This is a genomic window from Paenibacillus sp. 1A_MP2, assembly GCF_052244825.1.
Classification (GTDB): domain Bacteria; phylum Bacillota; class Bacilli; order Paenibacillales; family Paenibacillaceae; genus Paenibacillus; species Paenibacillus vandeheii.
Map to the genome: position 1 here is coordinate 3,904,865 of NZ_JBQQCS010000001.1, position 25,292 is coordinate 3,930,156.

Annotated in this window: 21 protein-coding genes and 2 pseudogenes; 5 read left to right on the forward strand and 18 right to left on the reverse strand. The window is 47.7% G+C overall.

Annotated elements, in window-relative coordinates; all coding sequences use genetic code 11:
* Positions 1-292 precede the first annotated feature (292 nt).
* The 17 genes and pseudogenes from ACTWJ7_RS19220 to ACTWJ7_RS19300 all read right to left on the reverse strand — a co-directional run bounded on the left by ACTWJ7_RS19220 (position 293) and on the right by ACTWJ7_RS19300 (position 20,065).
* Entirely contained in the window at positions 293-604 is a 312-nt protein-coding gene (locus ACTWJ7_RS19220; protein ID WP_443145773.1) for an NTP transferase domain-containing protein, read from the reverse strand.
* On the reverse strand, positions 604-936 hold the full coding sequence (locus tag ACTWJ7_RS19225) for an NTP transferase domain-containing protein (RefSeq protein ID WP_443145774.1): 333 nt from the start codon (positions 934-936) through the stop codon (positions 604-606). Before ACTWJ7_RS19225 ends, ACTWJ7_RS19220 begins: the two co-directional genes overlap by 1 nt.
* Positions 902-1,720, reverse strand: a complete 819-nt coding sequence (locus ACTWJ7_RS19230; RefSeq protein ID WP_443145775.1) for an XdhC family protein — start codon at positions 1,718-1,720, stop codon at positions 902-904. Before ACTWJ7_RS19230 ends, ACTWJ7_RS19225 begins: the two co-directional genes overlap by 35 nt.
* 5 nt (positions 1,721-1,725) lie before the next feature.
* Positions 1,726-2,007: an XdhC family protein gene (locus ACTWJ7_RS19235; RefSeq protein ID WP_443145776.1), complete on the reverse strand. Its 282-nt coding sequence runs from the start codon at positions 2,005-2,007 to the stop codon at positions 1,726-1,728.
* Positions 2,008-2,035: 28 nt separating this feature from the next.
* A complete protein-coding gene (locus ACTWJ7_RS19240) occupies positions 2,036-3,358 on the reverse strand; it encodes a 5'-deoxyadenosine deaminase (RefSeq protein WP_301878545.1) in 1,323 nt (440 codons plus the stop codon).
* Between the two features lie 91 nt (positions 3,359-3,449).
* Positions 3,450-5,044, reverse strand: a pseudogene (gene ggt / locus ACTWJ7_RS19245) (gamma-glutamyltransferase).
* On the reverse strand, positions 5,038-6,279 hold the full coding sequence (locus tag ACTWJ7_RS19250) for a pyridoxal-phosphate-dependent aminotransferase family protein (protein ID WP_301878547.1): 1,242 nt from the start codon (positions 6,277-6,279) through the stop codon (positions 5,038-5,040). Before ACTWJ7_RS19250 ends, ggt begins: the two are co-directional and overlap by 7 nt.
* 6 nt (positions 6,280-6,285) lie before the next feature.
* Positions 6,286-7,587: a Zn-dependent hydrolase gene (locus tag ACTWJ7_RS19255; protein ID WP_301878548.1), complete on the reverse strand. Its 1,302-nt coding sequence runs from the start codon at positions 7,585-7,587 to the stop codon at positions 6,286-6,288.
* Complete coding sequence (allB, locus tag ACTWJ7_RS19260) at positions 7,584-8,990, reverse strand: allantoinase AllB (RefSeq protein WP_301878549.1); 1,407 nt, start codon at positions 8,988-8,990, stop codon at positions 7,584-7,586. The genes ACTWJ7_RS19255 and allB overlap by 4 nt, the downstream gene beginning before the upstream one ends.
* A 38-nt stretch (positions 8,991-9,028) precedes the next feature.
* Positions 9,029-9,409: a hydroxyisourate hydrolase gene (gene uraH / locus ACTWJ7_RS19265; RefSeq protein WP_367620520.1), complete on the reverse strand. Its 381-nt coding sequence runs from the start codon at positions 9,407-9,409 to the stop codon at positions 9,029-9,031.
* Positions 9,406-10,911: a factor-independent urate hydroxylase gene (gene pucL / locus ACTWJ7_RS19270; protein WP_301878551.1), complete on the reverse strand. Its 1,506-nt coding sequence runs from the start codon at positions 10,909-10,911 to the stop codon at positions 9,406-9,408. The genes uraH and pucL overlap by 4 nt, the downstream gene beginning before the upstream one ends.
* Positions 10,912-11,166: 255 nt before the next feature.
* On the reverse strand, positions 11,167-12,789 hold the full coding sequence (locus ACTWJ7_RS19275; RefSeq protein ID WP_079344592.1) for a PucR family transcriptional regulator: 1,623 nt from the start codon (positions 12,787-12,789) through the stop codon (positions 11,167-11,169).
* Positions 12,790-13,043: 254 nt separating this feature from the next.
* Entirely contained in the window at positions 13,044-15,788 is a 2,745-nt protein-coding gene (locus ACTWJ7_RS19280; protein ID WP_301878553.1) for a CHASE3 domain-containing protein, read from the reverse strand.
* 178 nt (positions 15,789-15,966) lie between these two features.
* Entirely contained in the window at positions 15,967-17,355 is a 1,389-nt protein-coding gene (gene fumC, locus ACTWJ7_RS19285; RefSeq protein WP_301878554.1) for a class II fumarate hydratase, read from the reverse strand.
* Positions 17,356-17,586: 231 nt separating this feature from the next.
* Entirely contained in the window at positions 17,587-18,591 is a 1,005-nt protein-coding gene (locus ACTWJ7_RS19290; protein ID WP_079344590.1) for an aldose 1-epimerase, read from the reverse strand.
* Positions 18,592-18,804: 213 nt separating this feature from the next.
* Entirely contained in the window at positions 18,805-19,614 is an 810-nt protein-coding gene (locus ACTWJ7_RS19295; protein WP_024632020.1) for an MBL fold metallo-hydrolase, read from the reverse strand.
* A 184-nt stretch (positions 19,615-19,798) separates the two neighbouring features.
* Complete coding sequence (locus ACTWJ7_RS19300; protein WP_024632021.1) at positions 19,799-20,065, reverse strand: hypothetical protein; 267 nt, start codon at positions 20,063-20,065, stop codon at positions 19,799-19,801.
* A 214-nt stretch (positions 20,066-20,279) separates the two neighbouring features.
* On the opposite strand from ACTWJ7_RS19300, the gene ACTWJ7_RS19305 reads away from it, so the two are divergent.
* The 5 genes and pseudogenes from ACTWJ7_RS19305 (at position 20,280) to ACTWJ7_RS19325 (ending at position 24,587) form a co-directional block, all read left to right on the forward strand.
* A complete protein-coding gene (locus tag ACTWJ7_RS19305) occupies positions 20,280-21,512 on the forward strand; it encodes an aminopeptidase (protein WP_301878557.1) in 1,233 nt (410 codons plus the stop codon).
* Positions 21,513-21,610: 98 nt separating this feature from the next.
* A pseudogene (locus tag ACTWJ7_RS19310) lies at positions 21,611-22,842 on the forward strand (aminopeptidase).
* A 212-nt stretch (positions 22,843-23,054) separates the two neighbouring features.
* Positions 23,055-23,645 (forward strand): RNA polymerase sigma factor, encoded by a 591-nt coding sequence (locus tag ACTWJ7_RS19315; protein WP_024632024.1) that lies wholly within the window; start codon positions 23,055-23,057, stop codon positions 23,643-23,645.
* Complete coding sequence (locus ACTWJ7_RS19320; RefSeq protein ID WP_443145777.1) at positions 23,623-24,144, forward strand: hypothetical protein; 522 nt, start codon at positions 23,623-23,625, stop codon at positions 24,142-24,144. The genes ACTWJ7_RS19315 and ACTWJ7_RS19320 overlap by 23 nt, the downstream gene beginning before the upstream one ends.
* Entirely contained in the window at positions 24,126-24,587 is a 462-nt protein-coding gene (locus ACTWJ7_RS19325) for a hypothetical protein (protein ID WP_443145778.1), read from the forward strand. The genes ACTWJ7_RS19320 and ACTWJ7_RS19325 overlap by 19 nt, the downstream gene beginning before the upstream one ends.
* A 1-nt stretch (position 24,588) precedes the next feature.
* Here the strand turns inward: ACTWJ7_RS19325 and ACTWJ7_RS19330 are convergent, their stop codons facing one another.
* Entirely contained in the window at positions 24,589-25,083 is a 495-nt protein-coding gene (locus ACTWJ7_RS19330) for a hypothetical protein (protein WP_079344586.1), read from the reverse strand.
* Positions 25,084-25,292: the final 209 nt, after the last annotated feature.

Sequence of the window (25,292 nt, forward strand, 5' to 3'; positions counted from 1 at the left end):
CTTCTCTACCTAGAATCTGCGGGGTGTTGGATACGACCGAATGATCCAAATAATTCTTCAAATCATATGGGACTGCAACCATAAGGTCAATTATCTTTACATCATTTTGGATAAATGTATAAATCCATTGTTTGATTTGTGCCTGATGCATGGTTTACTCTCGAAAGCTAACACAAGCCAATTCATAACTAACCGGATAAAAATAATAAAGAGGCCAACCAGATGGTCTGGCTGACCTCATTACTTCAAGAAATAATACACTAGGAACCGCTCCTTCTGCCGTAATCTCCACTCATCTTATCCCATTCACATATTCCAAAATGCGCTCCAGCTCTGGTTCGGTATCTGCATCCCAGAAGCTAAAATCAGATAACGATACATGCTTGCCCGCATATTTGCCATTGCGCATGATTTTTCGTGCTCCCTCATCCCCACTGAGCGACAAAAGAGCCCCTAGCATATGCACACGAAAGGCTACCGGAGGCTTGCCTCCACCACCATCCGTAGCTGCTGCATAATCACACAGCTTGTTGGCGGTTAACACCTCAGCAACCCTGTTTATATCCTGTGCCTGCAACAGCGGTTGATCCGCCAAAATCATCATCACACCTTCTGGTCTGTATGCCATTGCAGATAGAATGCCACAGTGAAGGGACATGGCCATACCGTATGCATAATCTGTACAGATTGCAATCTGAAGCCTATTCCCGTACCTGGAGTACCGCCATAGGATGCCCCATGAAGCCATACGGACGGGATCCATGCCAATGAATCCTCAGGTTTGACCACACAGATGACCTGCTCCAAATCGGAATTCAAGGCAGCTTCCAGGGTCCATGCCGCCAAACATCTTCCATCAGGCATGACAATAGACAGTTTATCCCTCCCCAGTCGGCTGCTCTTACCCGCCGCTAGCACGATGCCCGTCAGTCGCATGCCTAATCCCCCTCTGTACATTGCGACGCTCTGCAGCCGCCGCCGCACGTTTACAGGCAATAAGTTCTGCTGCGATACTGATCGCGATCTCTTCCGGCCCATCGGCACCAATGGTCAAGCCGACAGGTGAATGCAGATGTTTTAGTGGAGGGAGATCATTCAGCAAACGTGCTGTCCGCGTTCTGGAGCCCATAATGCCAAGATAGGCATAACTCCGACCCTCAAGTAATTCAAGAAATTCCCGTTCTCTCGGAAATTGATGACTCATCAATAGGATATAATCCCCACTTTGGATATCCAGTACAGGCATAACCTCATGAGGAAAACCGCAGACAAGCTCAACATCCGGAAACCGTTCAGCAGTACACAAGCTTTCTCGCCAATCAGCCACCACCACACGAAATCCTGTTGATTTGCCCAGACGGGCGACAGGAATCACATCGTTTCCGGCTCCAATAATAATCAGACGGGGTTTGGGTGCAAATTGGGCAGAGATCTGTTGTGGGATACCCCAGCGATTAGCCTCTGATAAACTCTCTCTCGGAGGCACATTCTCTCCAGAAACAGATGCAACAATAGCAGATTCAGATGGATGAATAGCGACCAAGGAATGGCGTAATACGGTCTGGCGTTCTGCATCCTCAGCGAGCTTTATCTCATAACGAATCCGCGAATAATGATTGTAGAATGAACGGGTTAGCTCCACAACTGATCCAGATTGAAAATACGTATGCATATGGGACAAGATCGACCTAAGTTCACCACATACCGGCTCTATAAGCACTATAATTAACCCGCCGCATCCAATCGTTTCCCCCAGGACAGATCATCTTCGGGACGCATATCATACTCCACGAATTCCAACTGCTGCGAATTCAGCACACGGACCACCCTGTCCTGCAGATCACTCTCCAGACAACCCGGACTGATGCTGCCATACAATGTACCTTCTTCGGTTAAAAGCATAGAGACTCCCTGCTTACGGTAAGCATGACCTTCTACCTTAACCGCTGTTGCGAGTACACAACGCGGTTCACGCGCTGCAATTGCACACAGATCATGCATTTCCATGAATGTCTCCATCCTTTCAGGGATTTAATTAGATGCGTTTCATCAATCTTGCAATACTTTTATCCGATTCACGAAGCACGATGCCACGATCAATCGTTTGAATCTTCCGGTTTTTGAGCACGATGCTTCCATCAATAATAACGGTATCCACACAGCTGCGAGTTGCGGAATAGACTACACGGGAGTACACATCGGTCTCATAGGAAGGATACGTGTGGAAATCATCCAAATCCAGCAGCAGCATATCTGCCTTTTTACCTATTTCAAGACTGCCGATCTCCTTGGACATACCGAGTACTTCTGCTCCACCCATTGTAGCCATGCGCAGCACCGTCCGGGCATCCATCACTGTTGGGCCATGAGGTACCTTTTGAATAAGCGCGGTCAGGCGCATTTCCTGAAACATATCGAGGTTGTTGTTACATGGCGCACCATCGGCACCTATTCCTACCGCAATCTGGCGATTCAGCAGATCAGGAATATCTGCTATACCCGAGGAAAGTTTCATATTTGACCCAGGACAGTGGGTGACTTTCACGCCGCGTTTGCGAATAATCTCCTTCTCTTCCTCACTCAGCCACACACAGTGTGCAAGCACAAGTCTCGGGGTAGCCAAGCCAATATGATCCAGATAGACGATGTTGCGCATGCCGCGTTCGTGTTCAACCAATTCGATTTCGCCACGGTTTTCGGAGGCATGGGTGTGCACTTTCACATGGTATTTATTCGACAGGTCGCGTACCTCAACCAATAATTCCTCGGTGCACGAGACGACGAAGCGTGGACAAAATGCATACTGAATGCGGCCACCGCCGAATCCGTTCCATTTCTCCAGCAAGTCCACACTCTGCTGCAGCGAAGTAGCTGTATTTTCTCGCAGCGGTTCAGGAACTTCATCCCCATGATCCATCATTACTTTGCCGGAAATCACCCGAATGCCGCTCTGTGCCATCGCCTGAAAAGCCGAATCGGTATGATGCACCGTCTCCATATCCAGAATGGTTGTTGTACCGCTGGAGATCAATTCACCCAAGCCGAGCATCGCAGAGTAATAGACAGATTCCTCATCATGCGCTGCCTCAAGCGGCCAGATGCGTTGACGAAGCCAATCCATCAGCTCCAGGTCATCCGCACGTCCGCGGAACAAAGTCTGACATAGATGAATATGTGTCTGGATAAATCCTGGAAGCAGCACTTTGCCCTGAGCATCAATGACCTGATCTGCCTGAACATCAATATGCTCTGCGATCTCTTTAATTTTGTTGTCCTCGATCAGCAGATCTCCCGTAAATACATCCTCTTCTGCATTCATTGTGACGAGCTGAGCGCCTTTCAGCAGGATTGTTCCCATGATAATCTCCCCTATCCGTATCTATCTGCGTACATTTTATTATTTCGACGATCCGCACATTAAAGTTTCTCTTCACACTCCCTCAGGAACGTTACCAGCCGATAGCCATGCCATCTCCTCTGGGGTCTGCTGCGCCGCTGATCATGCCGTCTTCACGGATGACGATGCCCTGCGACTGTCCCATGATCCCGTCCCACGGCGCTCTGGATTCGACGTTATGCCCCCATTGTGCTAAGGTGATACATACGTCGTCATGATAGCGGTTCTCCACTCGCATCGTGTCGCCTTCCTCGCCCCAGGTGCGTCCGTACACCCAACGTGGGAGAGCAATCGCTTCCTGAATGGTCAGTCCATAATCCAACACGCCCGTAAGAACCGATAACTGTGTCTGAGGCTGGCCCTCACCGCCTTGAGTGCCAACAAGCATATAAGGCTTTCCATTACGTGTGACAAGACCAGGCATTAACGTGTGAAAAGAGCGTTTATTCGGCTCCAGCACATTGGGATCCATTGGATCAAGCGAGAAAAAGGACCCCCGGTTCTGCATAATCACCCCAGTATCCCCAGGCACATAGGCAGCCCCAAAATCAAAATACAGGCTTTGAATAAACGAAACAGCATTGCCTTCATTGTCCACAATCGCCGCATATGCCGTATCCTGACCCATCGTTTTGGACAGAAAAGGCTGCGCCACAGGGGGAGCGGACTGAATCTCGTTCCACAATTCATCTCCATAAACCTTGGATAACAGATCCTTCACCGGAATATCCCTGAACTCCGGGTCTGTGAGATAACGATCACGGTCACGAAAAGCTTTTTTGACCACTTCAGCCATCAGGTGATAAAACTCGGGGGACGTGCGCGCCACGGAAGATAGATCAATATGTTCCAGCATATTCAACATCATTAGCATCGAGAAGCCCTGTGAATTGGGCGGCATCTGATGAACTTGATAGCCACGGTAATCGGTAGTGATTGGCTTCACCCACTCTCCCTTGTGAGCAGCGAAATCCGCTGGGGCAAGCATGCCGCCATCTTCACGAATAGCCGAAGTTAGCTGCTCCGCCAAGTCCCCGGTATAAAAACATCGCGTCCACCTGCCTGAATCAGGCGAATGGAGGCGGCCAGCTCAGGCTGCAAGAGCAGATCGCCTTCCTGCAAAAGTGTACCAAAAGGGGCAAATACCGCTCGAAGCGGCGTATGCCCCATAATGAAATCCTCATCACGTTCCAGCCACAGGCGCAGATTCCGGGATACAGGACATCCCTTTTCCGCATACTGCGCAGCTGGTTCAAGCAGCTGCTCCCACTTCAACTTCCCGTAGCGGGACCAGACCTCCCACCATGCATCCACCATTCCCGGAACGGTAATGGCACTGAGCACGCCTCGTTGAGGAATGGTGCTCATCCCCATCGCTTTGAACGTATCAGCATGAATGCCTGCTGCGGAACGGCCGCTTCCGTTGTAGGAAGTTATATCACCACTTGCTCCGTCGTGGATCAGAAAAAACGCATCTCCGCCAAGTCCTGTCATGTGCGGGTAGACTACGCCTAATGCGGCACTTACAGCAACAGCAGCATCATAAGCGTTACCTCCCTGCTGTAGGATTGAGCTGCCCACCGCGCTCGCCAAATAATGCGGGGAGGTGACCATCACCTCTCGGGTTATCGGCATTTGATTCAGCATAAGGCCTCCTCCTTCCAGGCATATACATCCAGCGCTGCCTGTACCGCATCCCCTGCCGGCAAGGCGTGACGATGACGCAATAGCACTGCTTCCAGTGCACCTAGTACATGCAGTACATTTTTGCGCTGGCAGCTGAATCCCATCGTACCGATACGCCAGATTTTGCCCTTCAACGGTCCGAATGAACTAGCTATCTCAATACTAAAATCATTCAGAAGCATGCTGCGAACCGATTCTCCATCCACACTGTCTGGAATTTCAATACAAGTGACCACCGGAAGTTTACTGGACATATCCCCATACAGTTTGAGCCCCATTCCCTGAATCCCTGCAACCAACGCTCGTTCATTGATCCGATGTCTCTGGAAACGGGTCTCCAGCCCTTCCTGAAGCAGAATACGCAATCCTTCGTGAAGTCCGTAAAGCATGGAGGTGGCTTCTGTATGATGATTCAATCGTGCTGAGCTCCAGTAATCCTGCAATTGGCTCAGGTCAAAATAGTTACTGGCAATCGTGCGACCTTCAGCCCGAGCACTAGTTGCATCCCGCAGTCCGCGCTCAACCGTTTTACGGCTCATGAGTTTCTTCTCCACACGGCTGTTATACGTTAAAGGCGCCATCCCGGATGGAACGGACAGACACTTCTGTGTTCCGCCCATCACTGCATCCAGATGCCATGCATCTGTCTTGACCGGTGTACCGCCAATGGTAGCAACTGCATCTACAACGAGTAAAATATCGAGTTCACGACAGGCTTTGCCAATCTCGGCGAGAGGCTGCATTTGACCGGTTGATGTCTCGCCATGAACCATCGCGACCAGACTTGGCTTATGTGCATGGATCGCCTTCATTACCTCTTCCGGATCAAATACCTTTCCCCATTCTGTTTCAAAAAAAATAACTTCGGCACCACAACGTTCCGATATTTCCACAAGTAAATGCCCGAAGCGTCCATAGATCGGGACCAGCACCTTGTCCCCTGGCTGGATCAGACTGACCAGCACGGCTTCAATACCTGAGCGGGATGTACCATCTACTGGATAAGACCACTCATTATCTGTCATGTATAGTTCACGCAGCATCGCCATCGTCTCATTCATCAGGGAAGTGAACTCCGGATCAAACTGCCCCAGGATCGGGAAGGATAATGCCCTCAGAACTCTTGGGTCGACTTCAACTGGCCCCGGTGTCATGATCGTCCGCAAGGAAGGGGACAATTCTTTATAGTTGGACATCTTCACTCAACTCCCGTAACCGTATTTATAGAGTAGCTGCACCAGGACCCGGAAGCCTCTCATCAGGTCCTCTTCAGCTGTATATTCAAGGGGATTATGGCTAATGCCATCTTGGCTGGGCACAAAGACCATCGCTGTTGGGCAAGCCGGCTGAAAGATCTGCGAATCATGTCCTGCGCCGCTTGGCATGTGTATATAGGACAGCTGCTCCACTTCACAGATAGTACGAATGTCTGCAGTAATCTGTTCGTTCATCGGAATAGGCGTTACTGATAAGTGTTCTTCCCAGTTCAGTCCGAGCTGCTGCTCGGCTGCGATGCGGCTAAATGCCTGAAGCATATCCTGCCAGCATCGGTCAATGCTCTCTTGCCTGATGTGCCGGATATCCAGTGAGAATACAGCTCGTGAAGCAACAACGTTGCCGACACCCGGTTCTGCGATTACTCGTCCCACGGTGGCTACAAGCGGTTCTCCTGCTTCCAGCGCGATACTTCTTACAGCTGTAATCATCTCGGCTGCACCTGCAAGTGCATCCTTGCGCCAGAGCATTGGTGTAGTTCCGGCATGATTGGCCTCACCACTTACCGTAATGCTAAAGCGTTTCTGACCTACAATATCGGATACAATACCAATCGAGTGGCCCAATCGTTCAAGGACTTGGCCTTGCTCAACGTGAAGTTCAATAAAGGCACCGTACGTGTGTGAAGCCGCTCTATAACAACTATCTGGTCCAAAGCCTGCATCACGCATCGCCTGTGCAAAGGTGATGCCCTCTTGATCCTTCAAATGCTGGACATCTTCCAAAACGGAGTCGCCCGTTATACTTCGCGATCCCCAATAAGCAAACGGAAATCGGCTGCCTTCTTCTTCACAGAGCGAGACCACCTGAAGTGTTCGTTTCGGGGCACCGAAATGGTTTTGCAGATACTCCAGTGCAAGAACTCCCGCAGCTACGCCATAAGCACCATCATACTTTCCGCCATGTACGACAGTATCGATATGTGACCCTGTAACAATTGGCGCATCTTCCATTGCTGTTAATGAACCTGTTCCCTTCAATGTGCCATACAGGTTGCCAGATTGATCGAATTCGGGAGCCAACCCTTTCTGTTTCATTTTTGCCGCAAGCGCATGCTGCGCTTCACACCATGCTTTGTCATACAACAGACGTGTAACTCCTCCCTGGGAATCAGCACCATATGCGGACAACCAGTCCAGCATGCTTTGCATCTTCACCTGCTCCAATTCCGGCAAAGGCTGGATGGCACATTCCGTACCAGACGGCGTGTGCATTTCAAAGTCCGTCATGATAACCCCTCCGTTCCTTCAATACCAGCTGGAACAGATGAGTTGCCACGGACAAACCGTCCTACAGGTGGATCGGATAATCCTGTTTTTGAACTGTATACTCGCTCACCCCGGCAGAACACATCTGCAATGCAGGAAGAAAACGTGCGTCCCACATAAGGACTCTGTTTATGGGTGTAGAGCAGGTCATCCGTATTCAGGGTTGTAGTCTTCTCCCAATCAATAAGTACCAGATCCGCATCCTTGCCGATGGCAATTTCACCTTTACTCTCCAGCCCAAGCCTTCTGGCAGGCTGCAGAGCCAGAACTCTTCCAAGTAACGGAAGGGCTATATTTCGCCGAAGATGTCCTTCCTCCAGCATAAGCAGCAGCGTACTTTGCGCCCCGGAGATTCCACCCCAGATTTCGAAGAAATGATCAGATTGTTTCATCGAGGGAGGACAGGGTGAGTGGTCGGAAGCAATAACATCTATCAGGCCCGCTGCAAGGGCATCCCATAACTGATCTTGCTCAGCCTGACTCCGCAATGGTGGCGCACATTTGGCTACAGCACCCAACCGGACAACATCCTCATCAGTCAGACTTAGGTAATGCGGACATGTTTCGGAAGTTACATCCTGTCCGCGCCGTTTCGCCTCTGCTATCAGATCAAGCGCTTCCCGTGTACTAATATGAACAAAATGCAGTGCACATCCGGTCTGCTTTCCATATTGCAGCGCTCGGGTTACCGCTCGAACTTCTGCTTCAGCTGGACGAGATTGCACGTAATCCATCGGGCCAGTTCGTCCTGCTGCAATACTTCTGGTCGCAAGTTCAGCAACCATCGCTTCGTCTTCGGCATGGAGCGCCAGCACGCGGTTTAGCTTTGCAATCTCGTACATGCCATTCAAGAGTGTGTCCTCATCGGCTCTGGTGAAGATGTCTTCCCCCTCTCCGCCGGGTTCGGACATAAATGCCTTGAATCCAGCCGCTCCCATATGGGCCAATGGAGCAAGCTCGGCCCGATTACCGGGAACAAGTCCTCCCCAGAACGCATAATCAACATAGGATTGACCGTCGGCTGCTTTCATTTTCATCTCCCACGCATTCGGTCTAATTGTTGGGGGGACACCATTGAGCGGCATATCAACATACGTCGTAATTCCGCCAGCAGCCAGCGATGCTGATCCCGACTTGAACCCCTCCCAACTCGCGAGTCCGGGCTCATTGAAATGAACATGAATGTCCACTGCCCCTGGCATTACAGTAAGGCCAGCCGCTTCTATCATTTCCGTATCTTCATCACCCACCAGCTGTGGGGACAAAGCGATTATTTTTTCACCAGCAATCCCAATATCCAGTTCTTCTACGTTATCTCTCAATACAACCCGGGCCCCCCGGATGATCGTATCTAATTTTGCCATATGGATGCCCTCCCTGATCAGTACCGGATTCATGCATTTCAGCTTCCCCGGTATGTACTGTAACCTCCTGGAGCAATCAATAAAGGTATGTGGTAGTGGCTTGCAGCATCGGATACGGCAAACCGAATCGGCACAACTGTCCATAACGCTTGACCTAGTTCCTCAAGAGATCGCTGTGCATAATAATCCTCAACGTTGAACTGAAGCTCATACACCGCCTGCTCAAGCCTGCCGCTGTCCAGCAATGGCGCATTCAGACGCCCATCGGCATTGGTCACCGATTCAGCTACTTTTATTTTGGTTTCTTTTTCACCATCTCTGCGCAGTACATACAGTTCAACCCGCACATCTGCAGCCGGAACGCCCTTGGAAGTATCCAGCACATGCGTAGTAATCCGTCCTCCAGCCACTGACATCATGCCTCCCCTTCTTTCTTAGAGCCACCGATGTCATTCGCCAGATCATCCCTTGTCATCGAGAAGCCTTGGAACCCATAAGGGGGTCTGGGCTCGGTAAATACTTTGCCCTCTCCTTCTTTTACTTCCTCCAACACCGTCTCCCACGTCCGATTGTTGGATTCGAATGAAACTTCATTGAGCTGTCCAAATCGACGCAAGAGCCTTGATCCAATCTGATAAATCAGATGCTGAATGGATGCGGAACGACACGTATGGAACACTGCAGCAGCTACATCTCTTACCTGCTCTGCCGCTACATAACGCCCGCGCTGATCATCCATGCCATCTCTCGGATTTTCATAACGCCAATTGATATTCAGGAAAATGAATAGCGGACGGTCCCACGTCTCTGGTAAGGTGGTGTATTCATCCTTGACAAAACCGGCAAATTCACTGCCCTTGACCTTAATCAGTCTGATATCTGCAACACCACTGAAATGATTGCTAAGCTCAATCCGACTTCCTTTTCGCTGCGCTTCAATGGCAGCCGTCGCTCGTTCATTCTGGGAATAACGGAATACCAGCTCGCTTGCGCGAAGGCTTCCCTCTCTGCGAACAGGCACATCCTCAAAAGGGATCTGATCTGCGGTCATCTGAACTTTGCTCATCTGCGGATAGGTCTCCAGAAAACGTTGGCTGACGTAAGCGAGGAAGCCCTCCACTGTAGCTCCGGTGTAATCCGCAGCATGTACTAGAATGAAATTCTTCATTGAATCCGTGGCAACAACACGGGAATTATCTCCTTCTATAAAAGAAGGCAGAAATTCGTCACCTTGGACGGCTACTTTTATGTTCAAACCGAACAGGATATTATTGCGTCCGGTAAATGGAGATTCCGGAATAGGCTGGATGCCCGTCAACGGTTTGGCGTATGAACGGTACACCCATACATCACCTTTGCCGTAATACATCGTCCGCTGCTTCACTTCGGATGGTTTAAACTCACTTTCATGTTCATGACCAATCTGTACCAACCACTGCTCCAATCGAATGGAAGCAATCTTGAATACCTCTTTCAGAGCGGTTTGGAATTCTTCCTGCCTGCCACGCTGATTGCGTCTACGCATGGACTCCAGGATAGACTGAGCCGTATGGCCTTTCACGGCTAATATAAAAGGAAAGCCGAATTGGCTTGTATATTCTTTATTTAACTTACGAAGTTCGTTATACTGCTCCGGCAAGAGTGAATTAAGCCCTGCACCAGCTTGTTCTTGCACGGAATTGCTGCTCATACTGATTCGCGCCCCGAGATCCGGGTGATTGCAAAGCAACTGCAGCTTCATCTTTTCATCGGATGTCTGAACCACGTTCTTCATCACATTTATCATTTGTTCGAAAGAGTCAAATGGCCGTAAAGGCCAGGAACGCTCCGCTACCCAGGGTGATTCTTCGAATAGTCCGCCAAACGTATGTACGAACTGTGTGATAGACCAGCTGTTAACGAGTTTAATGAAGTCGCTCATGTTAGAACCTCCGGTCTTCAGTAGATTATTGTTCTTCATTTTAAGTGTCTCTCTGTATTGCGACAACAATATTTACGCAATTTTGTAATATAACATAACATCAGATATGTGATTTGTTTGCAATGCACGGGATTTGATTCATTGAATGCAGTAAAACCCAAAAAACCGCACTTCCTCAAGGGAAATACGGCTTTATCTGACAAACCAACTTCATTGTTATGCTGCACAATGCTTTTTCTATGGCCCAACTTTAGATTAATGATGCTGCGCCTGAAGTCTTGCTGCTGTTTTGTCCCGCACAAACTTGCGGAAGGTGAACACCAGTTTTAATTTCAGCAAATCATTGGTCTTCTTAAAGTCCATTTGCAGCAAACTTCCGACTTTCTCCATCCGATAGGTGACGGTGTTCCGATGCACAAACAGTTGCTTGGCAGCTTCGTTAATAAGTCCATCATTCTCGATAAAAGATTCCAACGTATTCATCAGCACCTGATTGGGATCGCCATCCCTGGCCAGTAAAGGTTCAAGTACTTTATTGCAGTAATTCTCCATGATGTTATCCGGTACATGTTGGAATACATAGGCGAATTCCAGCATCTCGAACTGGAGAGCCCGATCCTTCATTCCAAAACGGCGAGCCAGTTGGCGGGTATCCAGACATTCCTGATAGGCTTCACGCAGCGACTTCGGCTCATGCTTCATTTTACTGATCCAGAATCTTGGTGCGGATTCTCCCTTGGCTTCCTGTGCAGCAAGCACATCTCCGAATCGACTCAGCAGGAAAGCTGACAATTCCTCACCGTAATCTCGCCCCGTTGGACAGGTGTAAATGGACAATATGCCATCTTCGATCTGAAAATGCTGAGAGGCCGTGAATTGCATAAGCGGATTGTACTGCAATTCACGGTGGATCTGCTTCAACAGCTTCCCTTCTGCAAAAACAGACGGCTCCAAAGTGATTAACACGCATTGATAGGTTCCCTGGAACAGGTGAACACCTTTATTCTCGCTAAGTCTCGTTAGTTCATCTACTGTCATTTTGTTATCCAGATACTGGCTCAGCAAAGTACGCATCTCATCCTGAACGGTCGGGTTAATGTGCTCCCGATAGGTCATATCCATATAGAATGCCAGGACATCCGCAGCCTGCTGAAACAGTTCTTCTTCCGCTCTAAGTGACAGCGCCGAGTCTGTAAAGACGAGCAAAAATCCGTATTCTTCATCATTCTGCTTGATGGGTACCCGGTGGCAGCTTCCCTGATTCCATTTCACCCGGTGCATGACGGATTTCCAGGGCCAGCCCTGCACTACCGAGTCTCCGGCAATGCCTTCACTGCCATATAACACATGTCCACGGGAGCCAATAACTGCAAGGGGGTAATTCAGTACGGTGGCAAGCTCGGCAAATACATTCCGATGCTGTTGTTGTTGCAGTGCAAACTGCATCAATTTTTTCTGTTTCTGCACCACTTCATGCAATAAACGATTGCTGCGTTCATGTTCTGCCTTGAATAACGCATTCATCTGGTCGGAAAAGGTGAACTGAAATGGCAGTTCGAGCAGCGGTAGGCGCAGCCGGTCCGCTTCTTCAATAATCCCTTGGGGAATGGACTGCCAGAAACGTCCCAATTTAATGCCGAGTCCGGCACAACCTCGTTCATTCAGACGGCGCATCAAACGAAGTGCATCGGTCTCATTGTCTTTCATGATGAACGCGGTTGTGAACAGCAGTTCTCCGGATTTAATCCAATCCGCTATATCTGGAGCGTCCATGACATTAACGGATTTCATCATCCGTGAAGTCCCTTCCCCACCTGCAACCAGTCTGGCCTCAGACAACGGGTATACCTGTAAAGCCTCTTTAACCGTAAGCTGCATGGACATTACCTCCCATATATATAACGCATAAAGCGGTTTTAATCCTTGAATGGACATGAATAAAGGATAAACTCTTGATTCGTCCCCATATTTTTGAAATTCGCCTTGAATGTTGTTAAGTATTATAACATCATTTTCAATTGAATAGCTTACATGAAAAAAAATAAAACCCATGACATCATTGCAGCAATCGTTGCGCAACTGGCATAGGTTTTATTTTAGAGTTGATACATGTTGAATTCCCAAACGAAAGATCAGATTTCCAATGTTTCATGACTCAACCACAGTTTCATCCGGGACAGTACCTCTTTCATATTCAGCGGTTTACTAAGATAATCAGAGGCTCCTGCCGCGATACATTTATCGCGATCCTCTTTCATGGCTTTGGCAGTCAGAGCAATAATAGGGAGCTGCTTGAGATTTAATCTCTCCCGGATCTGACGAGTGGTTTCATAACCATCGAGCTCTGGCATCATGATGTCCATCATAATAATATCCGGCTTTGCTTCCCCACGTTCCAGCATCTCCAGACATTCGTATCCATTCTGTGCGGTGATTACATTCATCCCATATTGCTCAAGGGCATTCGCCAAGGCATATACATTTCGAATATCATCATCCACAACCAGGACTTGGCGCCCATTTAGTAACGATTTTTCCAGTGGAGTCAGCAGCATCTCGACGTTTGTTGAATTCATTCCTGTCGTGCTGTGTACTTCAGGAACAGTGACAGCAACCTCTTTCAAGAACAATCTGGAGTTCTGCATAACCTCAGGCTCTTCCCTTCTAAGCGGGAGGAATAGGGTGAAGACACTTCCTTGTCCCTCGCGGCTCGTTGCCGAGATTGATCCACCCAGCAGATTGGCAAGGGATTGAGATATCGACAGTCCTAGTCCGGTTCCACCGTATTTTCGGGCTGTGGCTCCATCTGCTTGCTTGAACGCATCAAAGATCTGCAACAACTTGTCTTCAGAAATGCCAATTCCGGTATCACTAACCGAGAAGGCAATGACTTCAGCCTCTACCCCGTTTTCTTCAGGGTTGGGCAGACCGACTCTGGAGATCGTTAAGGCCACTTCACCTTCATTGGTAAACTTGAATGCATTGGAGAGTAAATTCCGCAAAATCTGGTGTAAGCGCATCTCATCGGAAACAATCGTTTCTGGCAAAGGACTTTGCAGCTGAATCCGGAAATCAACTCCTTTTTGCTCAGCCGTTTTCAGGAAATATTGATTCATCGCTTCGGGCATGCTTCCAAGATAGACATCATCAAAATCCACTTCCATCTCCCCGGCTTCCACTTTGGAAAGATCGAGAATATCGTTAATCAGGTTGAGCAGATCCTTGCCTGACGCATGGATCACCGAAGCATATTTTTGTTCTTCACTATTTAAATGCTGATGCTTGTTCTCAGCCAAAATCTCAGACAGAATCAGCATACTGTTCAGCGGAGTACGCAGTTCATGTGACATATTCGCCAGAAACTCAGACTTGTAACCAGAACTTGTCCGCAGCTGATCAGCTACTTCTGCAAGCTCGCTGGCAGAGGTCTCAGCCACATCTTTTTGCAATTCCAAACGCTCGTTCAGCATGTGCAGTTCTTCTGTCTGCATATGTAACTCTTCTGTCTGAGACATCATCTCTTCAGTCTGTACCTGGAGCTTCTCCGATTGTGTCTGCAATTCTTCATTCAGTACCTGGGACTCATCATACAAATGCTGTAATTCCATCCGTGTGACGGTGGAATGAAGCGACACTCCGAAGATTTCAATTAGTTCAGTTAGCAGCTTAGTCTCCGTTGATTGGATCGGCTTCATAGAAGCCAGTTCAATGACAGCTATTGTTTTACCTTCAAATACGACTGGAGCTACCGTGAGTGATGCAGCTGAAGCATCACCCAACCCCGATGAAATGCGAATATAATTTTGCGGCAAGTCGTTCATCTGCAAAACTCGCTTCTCAATCGCACTCTGCCCCACTAATCCCTCACCCGGTGCAATGGATACTTTACCGAGGGAACGCTCTTTCTCTCCATCTGCTGCATAGGCAGCCACACGAATGAGACGATTCTCTTTCATTGCATATAACACGCCATAAGGAGCTTCCAGCAGAATCGCGACCTGGTTGAGGAACAACCGTGACAGTCCCTCCAGACTTGTTGGGTTCTGAAGGAGTGTAGCTATGCTCGCAACACGATCCTTAAGCCGATTCTGTTCCTGTACTGTGTCCAGTAATAAATTCGTTTCTTGACCCAAATCACCGACTTCATCATGTGTTCGTACAACAATACGCTGTGTAAGATTGCCACCTTGAGATATATCGCTGATGGTTTGTTTAACTTCACGCAGGGTCTTCACAATATTGCCCGAAATCACAAGAGCTGCAGCAACAGATAGTCCGGCTACGACAGCCCATAAAGTATACATTATCGTCAGCAGTGTGGAACTTCGCTCTGCAAGCTCGCTTACCCGAATTTCTGTCAGGCCCATTTCCGTGTTGCGGAAGGTTTGGAACTGAGACCTCAACAAATCAATTTCGCTTTTCCCTGGATCGGACTGGAAAAATTCAATAACTTTCTCCTGATTCCCTTGCTTTTTCAGCGCTACCGAGGCTGCTCCGGCAACATCAATCCAGCGGTTAATATGTGTTTTGATGTTTTCCAGACTCATCTGCTGGGATGGGTTATCGCTGATCAGCTCGTAAAGTTCAGCATAATTGGAGTTCCACTGGGTCATTGCTTGCGTGTATGGCTCCAAATAACTTTCTTCACCAGTAAGCATGAATCCCCGTTGTCCTGTTTCCATATTCAGAACATTTTTTTCAATTGCGTTGGTCAAGTTATGCACTTCCAGGTCGTGGTGAGTGATAAAATCAATTTCCTTCTGCGAGGCATTAATTTGGGCGGACAGAATCATCAAAACAGCCCCAAATAACAGCACCACCACGAGATAGCCCAAGACGATTTTGGAGCGTATCGTAAATCTTCTCTTTTTCGACAACGCAGAAACCTCCAATGAAATAAACAATTCCGCTCGATTAATAAAATAGTTGCATATGTAGTTTATATGTATACGTATATACTGACAAGCATTAGTTCACGAACCTCCGAGCGAGAAAAACGACCTGCGGATGCAGGTCGCTTGTTTATTCGAATGAGGTTCACTTAATGAGGATGGATTAGGCTTTCGGGGCAATCATCTTCGCCGGATCAACATACTGATCGAATTGCTCTTCCGTAAGCAGACCTGTCTGCAATGTTGCTTCTTTCAGAGACAGTCCTTCCTTGTGTGCAAGCTTGGCAATTTTGGCTGCATTCTCATAACCGATATGCGGATTAAGCGCAGTAACCAGCATAAGCGAATTATTCAGATTGTGTTCAATCTGACCGAGGTTAGGCTCAATGCCCACCGCACATTTATCGTTAAACGCCACAATAGAATCAGCAAGAAGCTGAACAGATTGCAGGAAGTTATAGATAATAACCGGTTTGAACACATTCAACTCAAAGTTCCCCTGACTTGCCGCGAAGCCAATCGCTGCATCATTCCCCATTACTTGCGTAACTACCATGGTCATCGCTTCGCTCTGGGTCGGATTCACTTTACCCGGCATAATGGAACTGCCTGGTTCGTTCTCCGGAATGCGAATTTCTCCCAAACCACTGCGCGGGCCACTAGCCAGCCAGCGAACATCATTAGCAATTTTCATCAAGTCAGCTGCAAGCGCTTTAACTGCACCGTGAGCGTACACCACTTCATCATGACTTGTAAGCGCGTGGAATTTGTTTGGCGCTGATACAAAATCCTTGCCGGTATGCTTGCCAATTTCCTTGGCTGTATAATCACCAAAGTCAGGATGTGCATTAATTCCGGTACCCACAGCAGTACCGCCAATAGCAAGTTCTTTCATATAATTCACACTATCACGAATCATGCGTTCACTCTTGTCCAGCATCGCTTCCCAGCCGCTGATCTCCTGACCGAGTGTAATTGGCGTTGCATCCTGAAGATGGGTACGTCCAATTTTGATAATGTCTTTGAATTTTTCCGATTTGTCTGCAAAAGTGGCTTTCAGCACCGCAATCGCCGGCAAAAGCTGATCTTCAACAGCAAGTACGCCAGCAACATGCAGAGCCGTTGGGAATGTATCATTAGAGCTCTGGGACATGTTCACATCATCATTCGGATGCAGACGTTCTTCCTTGCCCTTCTGTTCAAGCAGCTGATTGCCCAAATTGGCAATAACTTCATTTACGTTCATGTTGGACTGCGTTCCGCTACCCGTCTGCCACACCACGAGCGGGAAATGATCATCAATCCGTCCTGCAATAATTTCATCAGCTGCATAAGCGATAGCATCCGATTTGGCAGCTGACAATTTACCCAATTTATGGTTACTTGAAGCAGCGCTTTTTTTCAAAATGGCCAGGGCACGTACGACTTCCATCGGCATATGCTCGCGACCAATCGGAAAATTCTCCTTGCTGCGCTGCGTTTGAGCTCCCCACAGCCTGTCGGCTGGAACTTTCATTTCACCTAACGTATCTCTCTCAATGCGGTATTCCACTTGCTTGTCCTCCTCCAAAAAGATGGTTTGGGTCTCTACAACATTACGTATACATTCTTTTCTACATCGCAACTTGCATCTGTTAATTCCAAAGTCGTTTTTGAAATTTATGCAAAATGCTCTTCATGAACAAAGCCTGTGTATCTCGTCATATTATACATGATTGCCTGCTAGATTTTCACCTTTTCGACAAAATTGTAAGCGTGCCGCAAAATGTGCGGACGTTTATTTTTACGGCTTGATTGGGTACAGACGACTGGTTTGTTCGAATAATTCACCCGGCTCAAGACCGATAAGACCGATCTCTTCAGCAGGAATGCCTTGTACATTCGGAGCATTAACCAGGTTCATCTGTGGCTCAGGGCAGAAGAAATCACCAGCCATGTTGTTATTCCAGATCATCCAGTGCTTGTAGGACGTCCCTACATCGTACACCAGCTTGTCACCGGTGCGATGATCGGTAAGCTCCATATAGTTACGCCCATTCTGCGGTTCTGCCGTATAGTGGTTGTCCATAGCTGCAAAAAACGGACTAACCCCTTCACCCTTTAATTGCTCTTCCTCCGGTGTAAGCGGTTGAAATTGTCCCGTAGGCAAAGAACGTTCGTTCAATTCACGACGCTGACCAATTGTTACTTTGGCCGTGTAATCGGATGCCTGGCTTTCCGGTGCAAAAGGTACGCTAATAGCTGTATGGAATGCGAACAAATTCGGCATACGTTCCTTTCCGTTATTGCGGACATTCAATTGCTGCTGAAGTCCCAGGCTGCTCAGTGAGTAACGGAGCGTCACAGTGAAAGTGAATGGCAAGTATTTGTAGAACTCATGTCCATCCTTCACTTCCTGACTAAGCAGAACGTAACTCTCCAGCTCGTCAGATCCATAGCCCTCCACCTTCCACTCGACGTTATGCAGGAATCCGTGCAAATGGTTGCCTGTAGCCGGTTCGTTTATAGGTAGTTGATAGACTTCACCATCCCAGGGGAAGCGACCATCCTCATAACGATTGGGTGGGGAAAGAATCGGAATTCCGTATACGGCAGGTGCAGCCATAAACTCGTCCATACGTTCCAGGTCTGGCTCACGCAAATACCGGAATCCTTGCTCTGTATCACGGAACGCGACAAGGTTAGCACCCACGCTCGGAAGGACTGCCGCTTCGAATTGATTAAAGCGAAGCCAGACGGCAGGTATACCTCCAAATTGTTCTTCGAAAGCTGCATTTTGCTGTGTCATCGTTATATGTACCTCCTGCATACTAAGGTTATATTATACGGCTCGACTATATCATGACCGCGCATAAAATACCAATCTATGATAGAGAACAAATTCATGATGGAATGACAAAAAAGACAGCTACGAAGCTCCGTGGCTGTCTTCATCCATGTATACTGCCATATTGGAATCACACCAGATTATACTGGAATGCCATGTCTGGCATCGGCTTTATTAATCCACATATTTGCCGTGATCCGGTACGGCGGTCTGTTCGAAATCCAGATCGAGTCTCTCCAGCGAATCCTTCAGCATTTCGCCAGTTAAGGAATGCCCGTGCCCGGTAACGGCGACTAATGGCTCCAGTCTTCGAATAATCTGAACCGATCGATGGGCTGCTTGCCAATCCGTTGTAAAATATGCGGGTGGACCGTGCAACTGTTTGTCCTGAAGCAGCACACTCCAGAGCGACTCCTGCTTCACGGTGACAATCGCGTCTCCGGCAATCAGGATACGGTCTTCTTTCCGAAATAGCGAGACATGCCCCGGTGTATGACCGGGTGTATGAAGCCATTCCCATCCAGAGACACCTGGAATTGAATGGTCTTCAGGCAGACTGAATATCCGATCATCCAGATTAATAGCTTCATTGGGATATGCAAATGACAATCGTGCCATCAAACCGCCACCTACGGAAGGATCGGCAGGAGGGTAATCCTTTACACCTGTTAAATAAGGTAATTCCAGCGGATGTGCATACACCGGAACACCCCAGAATTGTTCCAGTTCAATGACGGTCCCCACGTGATCAAAGTGACCATGTGTCAAAATAATCGCCGACGGCGGACCTGGAAAACGCTCTGATGCCACATGAAGTATCTGATCCGTGAAACTTGCCATTCCAGTGTCCACGAGCACCCAGTTCCTGCTTCCCGGCTCACCGATGAACACAACATTAACGAATAGTGTACGCAGACTGAGGATATCGTGCCCGACTGCTTCAAGTCCCGTCATTCCTGCTGTAATCAAATTGTCAGATGCCATTCACGGTTACCTCCCATTCAGGCGGATTGTCTCTCTGGTTCCATTCATCTGTCGTAGACTTCCCTTTTTCTGGAGCATCTATTCCTTCATACCAATAAAATAGACGGTGGACACCCTGTTTCAGGCATACACCGTCTAGTATAATCAGCTACATTCCATAATAGAACAACAATATCTCGGACAGTTACGCCGGATATGCTTCCAGTGCCGCATCAAGCAACTGATTGTACATATCATCATCGTTTTCCAACAGCTCGTCCATACGCAGCAATTCCTCTTCATCACCGGATTGTTCAGTGAAATGAAGACTATAGTCCCAATCCTTGCCGTTCTTGCTCATAAACGTAATTTCATAAACTGACTTTTCGCCTTCTGCACGAAAAACCGTATTCCCTACAAAATTCTTCTCATCTTCACGACGCATCTCTGCACGAATAATCTCAATATTCACAATCGTTCTCTCCTTTAAACTTTCATCTGTTGCAGGTCTCCACAATTTATGGTAAACCTAGTTTGGTAATTATTATTGGTTAATTGTACAATATATATCGTAGCAACGTATACCTTATTCAATGAGGGAACCATACTGACTCCTTACATACCTGTAATGAGGACTATAATAACAAACAGCTACGATATTATAACAAACGGGAGGAAAAAATAGCATGAACAATTTCGAAACGAATTTACAACAATATGCCGAACTGGCTGTCAAAGTTGGTGTCAATGTCCATCCTGGGCAGACTCTCGTCGTGAACGCACCAATCTCGGCAGCACATTTTGTGCGCCTGATTGTCAAAGCCGCTTATGGCACAGGTGCCAAGCTGGTCAAAGTAAACTGGAGTGATGAAGTTATCACACGTCTTCACTATGATCTCGCACCAGAGGAATCCTTCTCCATTGAACCAAAATGGTTTGCAGGCGAAATGACCGAACTCGTAGAAGAAGGTGCCGCCATTCTGCACGTTATCGCAGAAAATCCGGACCTGCTTGCGGGTGTTCCTCAAGAGCGGATCGTGACTAGTCAGAAAGTTCGCGGTAAAGCAATGGAGAAATATCGTTCCTATCAGATGGCAGATAAATTCAGCTGGTCCATTGTGGCAGTTCCTTCCCCTGAATGGGCAGCGAAAGTATTCCCTGATCTTCCGGCTGAGCAGCAAATCGATAAATTGTGGGATGTTATCTTCAAAACCGTTCGCATTGGTGAGCAGGATGCTGTCGCGGAATGGAAAACACATTTGCTGAATCTCGACTCCCGTGCTGATCTGCTCAACGAGAAGAAATACAAAAAGCTACACTATACTGCCCCTGGCACAGACCTGACTATCGAGCTTCCAGAAGGACATCTGTGGGTATCCGGTGGCAGCATTAATGAGCAGGGACATGTGTTCGTTGCCAATATGCCTACTGAGGAAGTGTTCACCGCTCCACTAAAGACCGGAGTTAACGGTACAGTTCGCAGCACCAAGCCACTGAGTTATGGCGGTAACCTGATCGACGGCTTCTCCATCACTTTCGAGAATGGTCGGATTGTTGATTATACTGCTGAACAGGGACTCGATTCACTGAAAAGCTTGATTGAAATGGATGAAGGTGCGCATTATCTCGGCGAGGTAGCTCTTGTTCCACATCAATCGCCGATTTCCGATACGAATATTTTGTTCTACAACACCCTTTTTGATGAAAATGCATCCAACCACTTGGCGATCGGTAATGCGTATGCCTTCTGTCTGGAAGGCGGCAAAACGATGTCCAAAGAGGAATTGATCAACCATGGCATGAACTCCAGTCTCACTCATGTGGATTTCATGATTGGATCAGGAGAAATGAACATTCACGGTGTCACTTCTGAAGGTAGTGAAGAGCCAATCTTCCTGCAAGGCAACTGGGCTTTCTAATTTAAACAGTACAATTAAATAAACGGTGAATTGAGAGAGAGGATCACTCCTCTCTTTTCCTGCGTATGCGGGTCATTCATGATATGGAGGAACCTGATATGTTGAGTTTTGAACAGAAACTGGATCGTTATGCTGAACTAGCCGTAAAAGTAGGCGCTAATGTTCAACCCGGACAAATCTTTGTTATCAGCGCCATGATTGATACAGCTGAATTTGTGCGTTTGTTGGTACGCAAAGGTTACGAGGCAGGAGCAAAGAAAGTCATCGTCAAGTATGGAGACGAAACAGTCAATCGGCTGCGGTTTGAAATGGCGCCCGAGGATTCGTTCCAAGACCCGCCGAAATGGCATGCCGCTGAACTTGAGGAGCTGGCAGCGAACGATGCTGCGTTCTTGACCGTTTTGTCATCCAGCCCCGACCTCTTGAAAGGCATCGATCCGGAGCGTATTTCCACCCACCAGCGTACATATGGTCAGGCCATGTCCAAATACCGTCAGTATCAGCAGGCCGACAAATGAGCTGGACAGGAGTGGCCTGTCCTTCACTGGATTGGGCCGCAAAGGTCTTCCCTGATCTTCCCCCTGCCGAGCAGATGAAACAGCTCTGGGAAGCCATTTTTGCCGCTGTAAGAGCCGATCTGGAAGATCCTGTTGCGGCTTGGGAGCAGCATATTGAACGTTTGGAGCACAAAGCAGTTGCCCTGAACAGTAAAAAATATAAAGCTCTGCATTTTGTCTCACCGGGGACCGACCTTACCGTTGATCTTCCTGAAGGGCACATTTGGGCGCAGGCGGGAAGTATTAACGAACAAGGTACCCGTTTTGTGGCCAACATTCCGACAGAGGAAGTGTTCACTGCGCCAGCCAAATATGGAGTGAACGGCACAGTTTCCAGCACCAAACCGCTTAGTTACGGCGGAAGCATCATTGATCGCTTCTCCCTTACGTTTGAGAATGGGCGCATCATTGATTTCCACGCCGAAGAAGGTCAGGATACACTAGAAAGACTCATCAATATGGATGAAGGCTCGCATTATCTCGGCGAGGTCGCTTTGGTGCCCTTCCATTCTCCAATCTCGGAAAGTGGTATTCTCTATTACACAACGCTATATGATGAGAATGCTTCTTGTCACCTCGCGATTGGCAGTTCCTATGCCTTCAATATCGATGGCGGCAAGACCATGTCTACTGAAGAGCTTGCAGCTCGCGGCATGAACTCCAGCATTACACACGTGGACTTCATGATGGGTTCATCGGAAACGAATATTTACGGGATGACGGCAAATGGTGAGCGTGAAGCCATCTTCCTGAACGGCGACTGGGCTTTCTAAGCCATTTATATCTGTTCTACTACGATTATTAGATAACACATAGAGGCTGCCCTTCTGACCATGATTTACTGGTTAGTGAGCAGCCTCTCTCTATTTTGAATATATTTTTTCTGCTTCTGTCGGACTAACCTCCCATTGTATCGCTTCCATATAATGTTGTAAAATGAAATGATACCAATGTTTGTGGATTGTTCACCAGAAAGGAGAACATCATGGCCAATCGGCTCCAATTACTCTTAGCCTCGGATTTCCATAATTTGGGCCCTCAGCTTCAAGAAGAAGTGTACTACGAATACTATAATATGGTTCATGGTCTCATCGTTTACATCATCAAAGAACGTGCAGCAGCAGAAGATATCATCCAGGAAGCTTTTATCAAAATCATTAAAAACAAACCGATCTTCGACAACGAAGTCAAACTGAAAGCATGGCTGAAGGTTGTCACACGGAATACCGCTATTAATTATCTGAGAAAAAATAAAAATAACCGTAACCAACTCGATACGGATAGTGTTTTTATAGATATGGAGACAATTAATCAGACGGCAGCTTCCGTGGAGAGCACGGTGGAAACTCAAATGATGCAGGAATCCATCGAGTTCTATCTGGAACAGCTTAAACCGGAATATCGTGTTCTCGTAGAGCTGCGCTGGAAAGAAGGTCTTTCCTATAGGGAAATGGCCGATCTACTTGATACATCCGAAGAAATTGTGAAGCAACGTTTGTTCAGAGCCCGCGGAAGTATCAAGAAGAAATTACATAAGGAATGGGGTGGAAGTATTGAGCAAAGGCAAGTCCGATAAGCATATTGATTCATTTGATTCAGAGCTGGAAGACGAATTTTTCGATGCCGCGTTTGATATGGCTTTTGACGAAGCTTTCCATCAGGCTGTATCTGCCACCCCGACTGTGTCCAACACCGAACCCATGCGTCAATCCTGGCTCCAAGTTCAAAAGGAAATCGCCCGAATTGGCGCGCGCAAGAAAAGAATGCGCACCATACGATTATCTGTCATTGTGGCTGCGTCCGTGACCATCGGCGCCGTCATCTTCAGTCTGCCTTCCGGGACACAAGCTGTTTCCCCCTTTGTTCAATCAGTTAAGGAGTGGGGTAATGGCGTAAAATCCATTGTTATCGAAGATCGTACAACTCAGTTGGGTGCTGATCCATCTACAGCCAAGACCCCCCGCCTCCTGAACGGGGAATCAATGAAGCTCCCAAATTCTATTCCGGAGACATACCAGAAGATGAGATTGTACTCCCCTTCTATGAGGAATCATACTTGCTTGAACCTATTGTAGTAACAAAGGATATCGCACGCTCAGGATTTAAGGGTGACTTTTTGCTGTCAAAAGCCATACCCGAGCGGTTTACAAAGATTAAATATGAACTTATGCTGGACACCCTCAATCCCGTCAATCCGGAGGATTATTATGAATCTGAACGCATGAGAGTTCGTTATACTGGTGTCGGCAAAAATGGTGAAGAAGAAATCATTCAGTTTGATTATGCCTATGTTATGCCGGGTCAGGTCATTGAGGGGCCCATGCTTCGCGAAACAAGTATCGTCAAATTAGCAGATGGCAGCGATGCTTTTATGTACCTCGGGCCCCCCTATAATACCTTTCAATGGATGATGGGTTCTGTAAACATGAGCTTATTCGGGACTGTCTCGGAAGAGGAAATGACTGCTATTGCCAATGACCTGCAAGAACAAAAATTTCCGGGCAGTACCCAAAAATAAATTAAAATAACACGTTGCTTGAAATATGTGTTGTTGTCTCAGGTTTGACCCCGTCATCGGCCGTGTGAAGACTGACGACTCGATAGTAATATCCGGTTATAACGGTCCAGCTCGATTGGGCATTGAGGGACTGAGTTTGTGTTTTCTTCTTGGAACCGGATTGGAAAAGTATCCAGGCTGATCCCGTCCAGCGCTCAAGTCGATAATCGACTTGCAGTGATTTCATTTCCGAGAAGGTCGTTGTCGTTGTATTTACAATCGCAGTCAACCCGCCTCCAGGTGTAACCGTCCCCACTGCCTGATAGATATATTTTGGAGAAGACAGTGTATTAATACTTGGTTCCAATGGCGGTGGTGGTGGAGTAAGTGCGTGAGGTTTGATACTTGGACTGGCGACAGCTACCCCAGTGGTTGTTGGTATGGCAAGGAACATAGGTGCTGATAGTGCTGCAACAATCATGACTTTCAGCATGGACGTTATTCTCAAATTCCGCATATGTATCCACCTTTCACTTCCAAATTTTGTTTTTGTGTAAATATTAAACGGATGTAGGGGTTTGAAGGTTTCAAAAAAAATAAAAGACGCTCCGACATTCATGTTGGCAGCGTCTTTTGGTTCTTTAATGCATCTTTGGGTGAATACTTCCAGAATGGATGAAACCTAAATATTCCATTCCGTATCCACTAGATAACGTCTATATGAAT

Bases quoted from the DNA above. Each gene is read 5' to 3' on its own strand.
- ACTWJ7_RS19220 (WP_443145773.1), bottom strand. From the start codon at position 604: ATGATGATTTTGGCGGATCAACCGCTGTTGCAGGCACAGGATATAAAC.
- ACTWJ7_RS19225 (WP_443145774.1), bottom strand. From the start codon at position 936: ATGCGACTGACGGGCATCGTGCTAGCGGCGGGTAAGAGCAGCCGACTG.
- ACTWJ7_RS19235 (WP_443145776.1), bottom strand. From the start codon at position 2,007: ATGGAAATGCATGATCTGTGTGCAATTGCAGCGCGTGAACCGCGTTGT.
- ACTWJ7_RS19240 (WP_301878545.1), bottom strand. From the start codon at position 3,358: ATGGGAACAATCCTGCTGAAAGGCGCTCAGCTCGTCACAATGAATGCA.
- ACTWJ7_RS19250 (WP_301878547.1), bottom strand. From the start codon at position 6,279: ATGTCCAACTATAAAGAATTGTCCCCTTCCTTGCGGACGATCATGACA.
- ACTWJ7_RS19255 (WP_301878548.1), bottom strand. From the start codon at position 7,587: ATGACGGACTTTGAAATGCACACGCCGTCTGGTACGGAATGTGCCATC.
- allB (WP_301878549.1), bottom strand. From the start codon at position 8,990: ATGGCAAAATTAGATACGATCATCCGGGGGGCCCGGGTTGTATTGAGA.
- uraH (WP_367620520.1), bottom strand. From the start codon at position 9,409: ATGATGTCAGTGGCTGGAGGACGGATTACTACGCATGTGCTGGATACT.
- pucL (WP_301878551.1), bottom strand. From the start codon at position 10,911: ATGAGCGACTTCATTAAACTCGTTAACAGCTGGTCTATCACACAGTTC.
- ACTWJ7_RS19275 (WP_079344592.1), bottom strand. From the start codon at position 12,789: ATGCAGCTTACGGTTAAAGAGGCTTTACAGGTATACCCGTTGTCTGAG.
- ACTWJ7_RS19290 (WP_079344590.1), bottom strand. From the start codon at position 18,591: ATGACACAGCAAAATGCAGCTTTCGAAGAACAATTTGGAGGTATACCT.
- ACTWJ7_RS19295 (WP_024632020.1), bottom strand. From the start codon at position 19,614: ATGGCATCTGACAATTTGATTACAGCAGGAATGACGGGACTTGAAGCA.
- ACTWJ7_RS19305 (WP_301878557.1), top strand. From the start codon at position 20,280: ATGAACAATTTCGAAACGAATTTACAACAATATGCCGAACTGGCTGTC.
- ACTWJ7_RS19315 (WP_024632024.1), top strand. From the start codon at position 23,055: ATGGCCAATCGGCTCCAATTACTCTTAGCCTCGGATTTCCATAATTTG.
- ACTWJ7_RS19330 (WP_079344586.1), bottom strand. From the start codon at position 25,083: ATGCGGAATTTGAGAATAACGTCCATGCTGAAAGTCATGATTGTTGCA.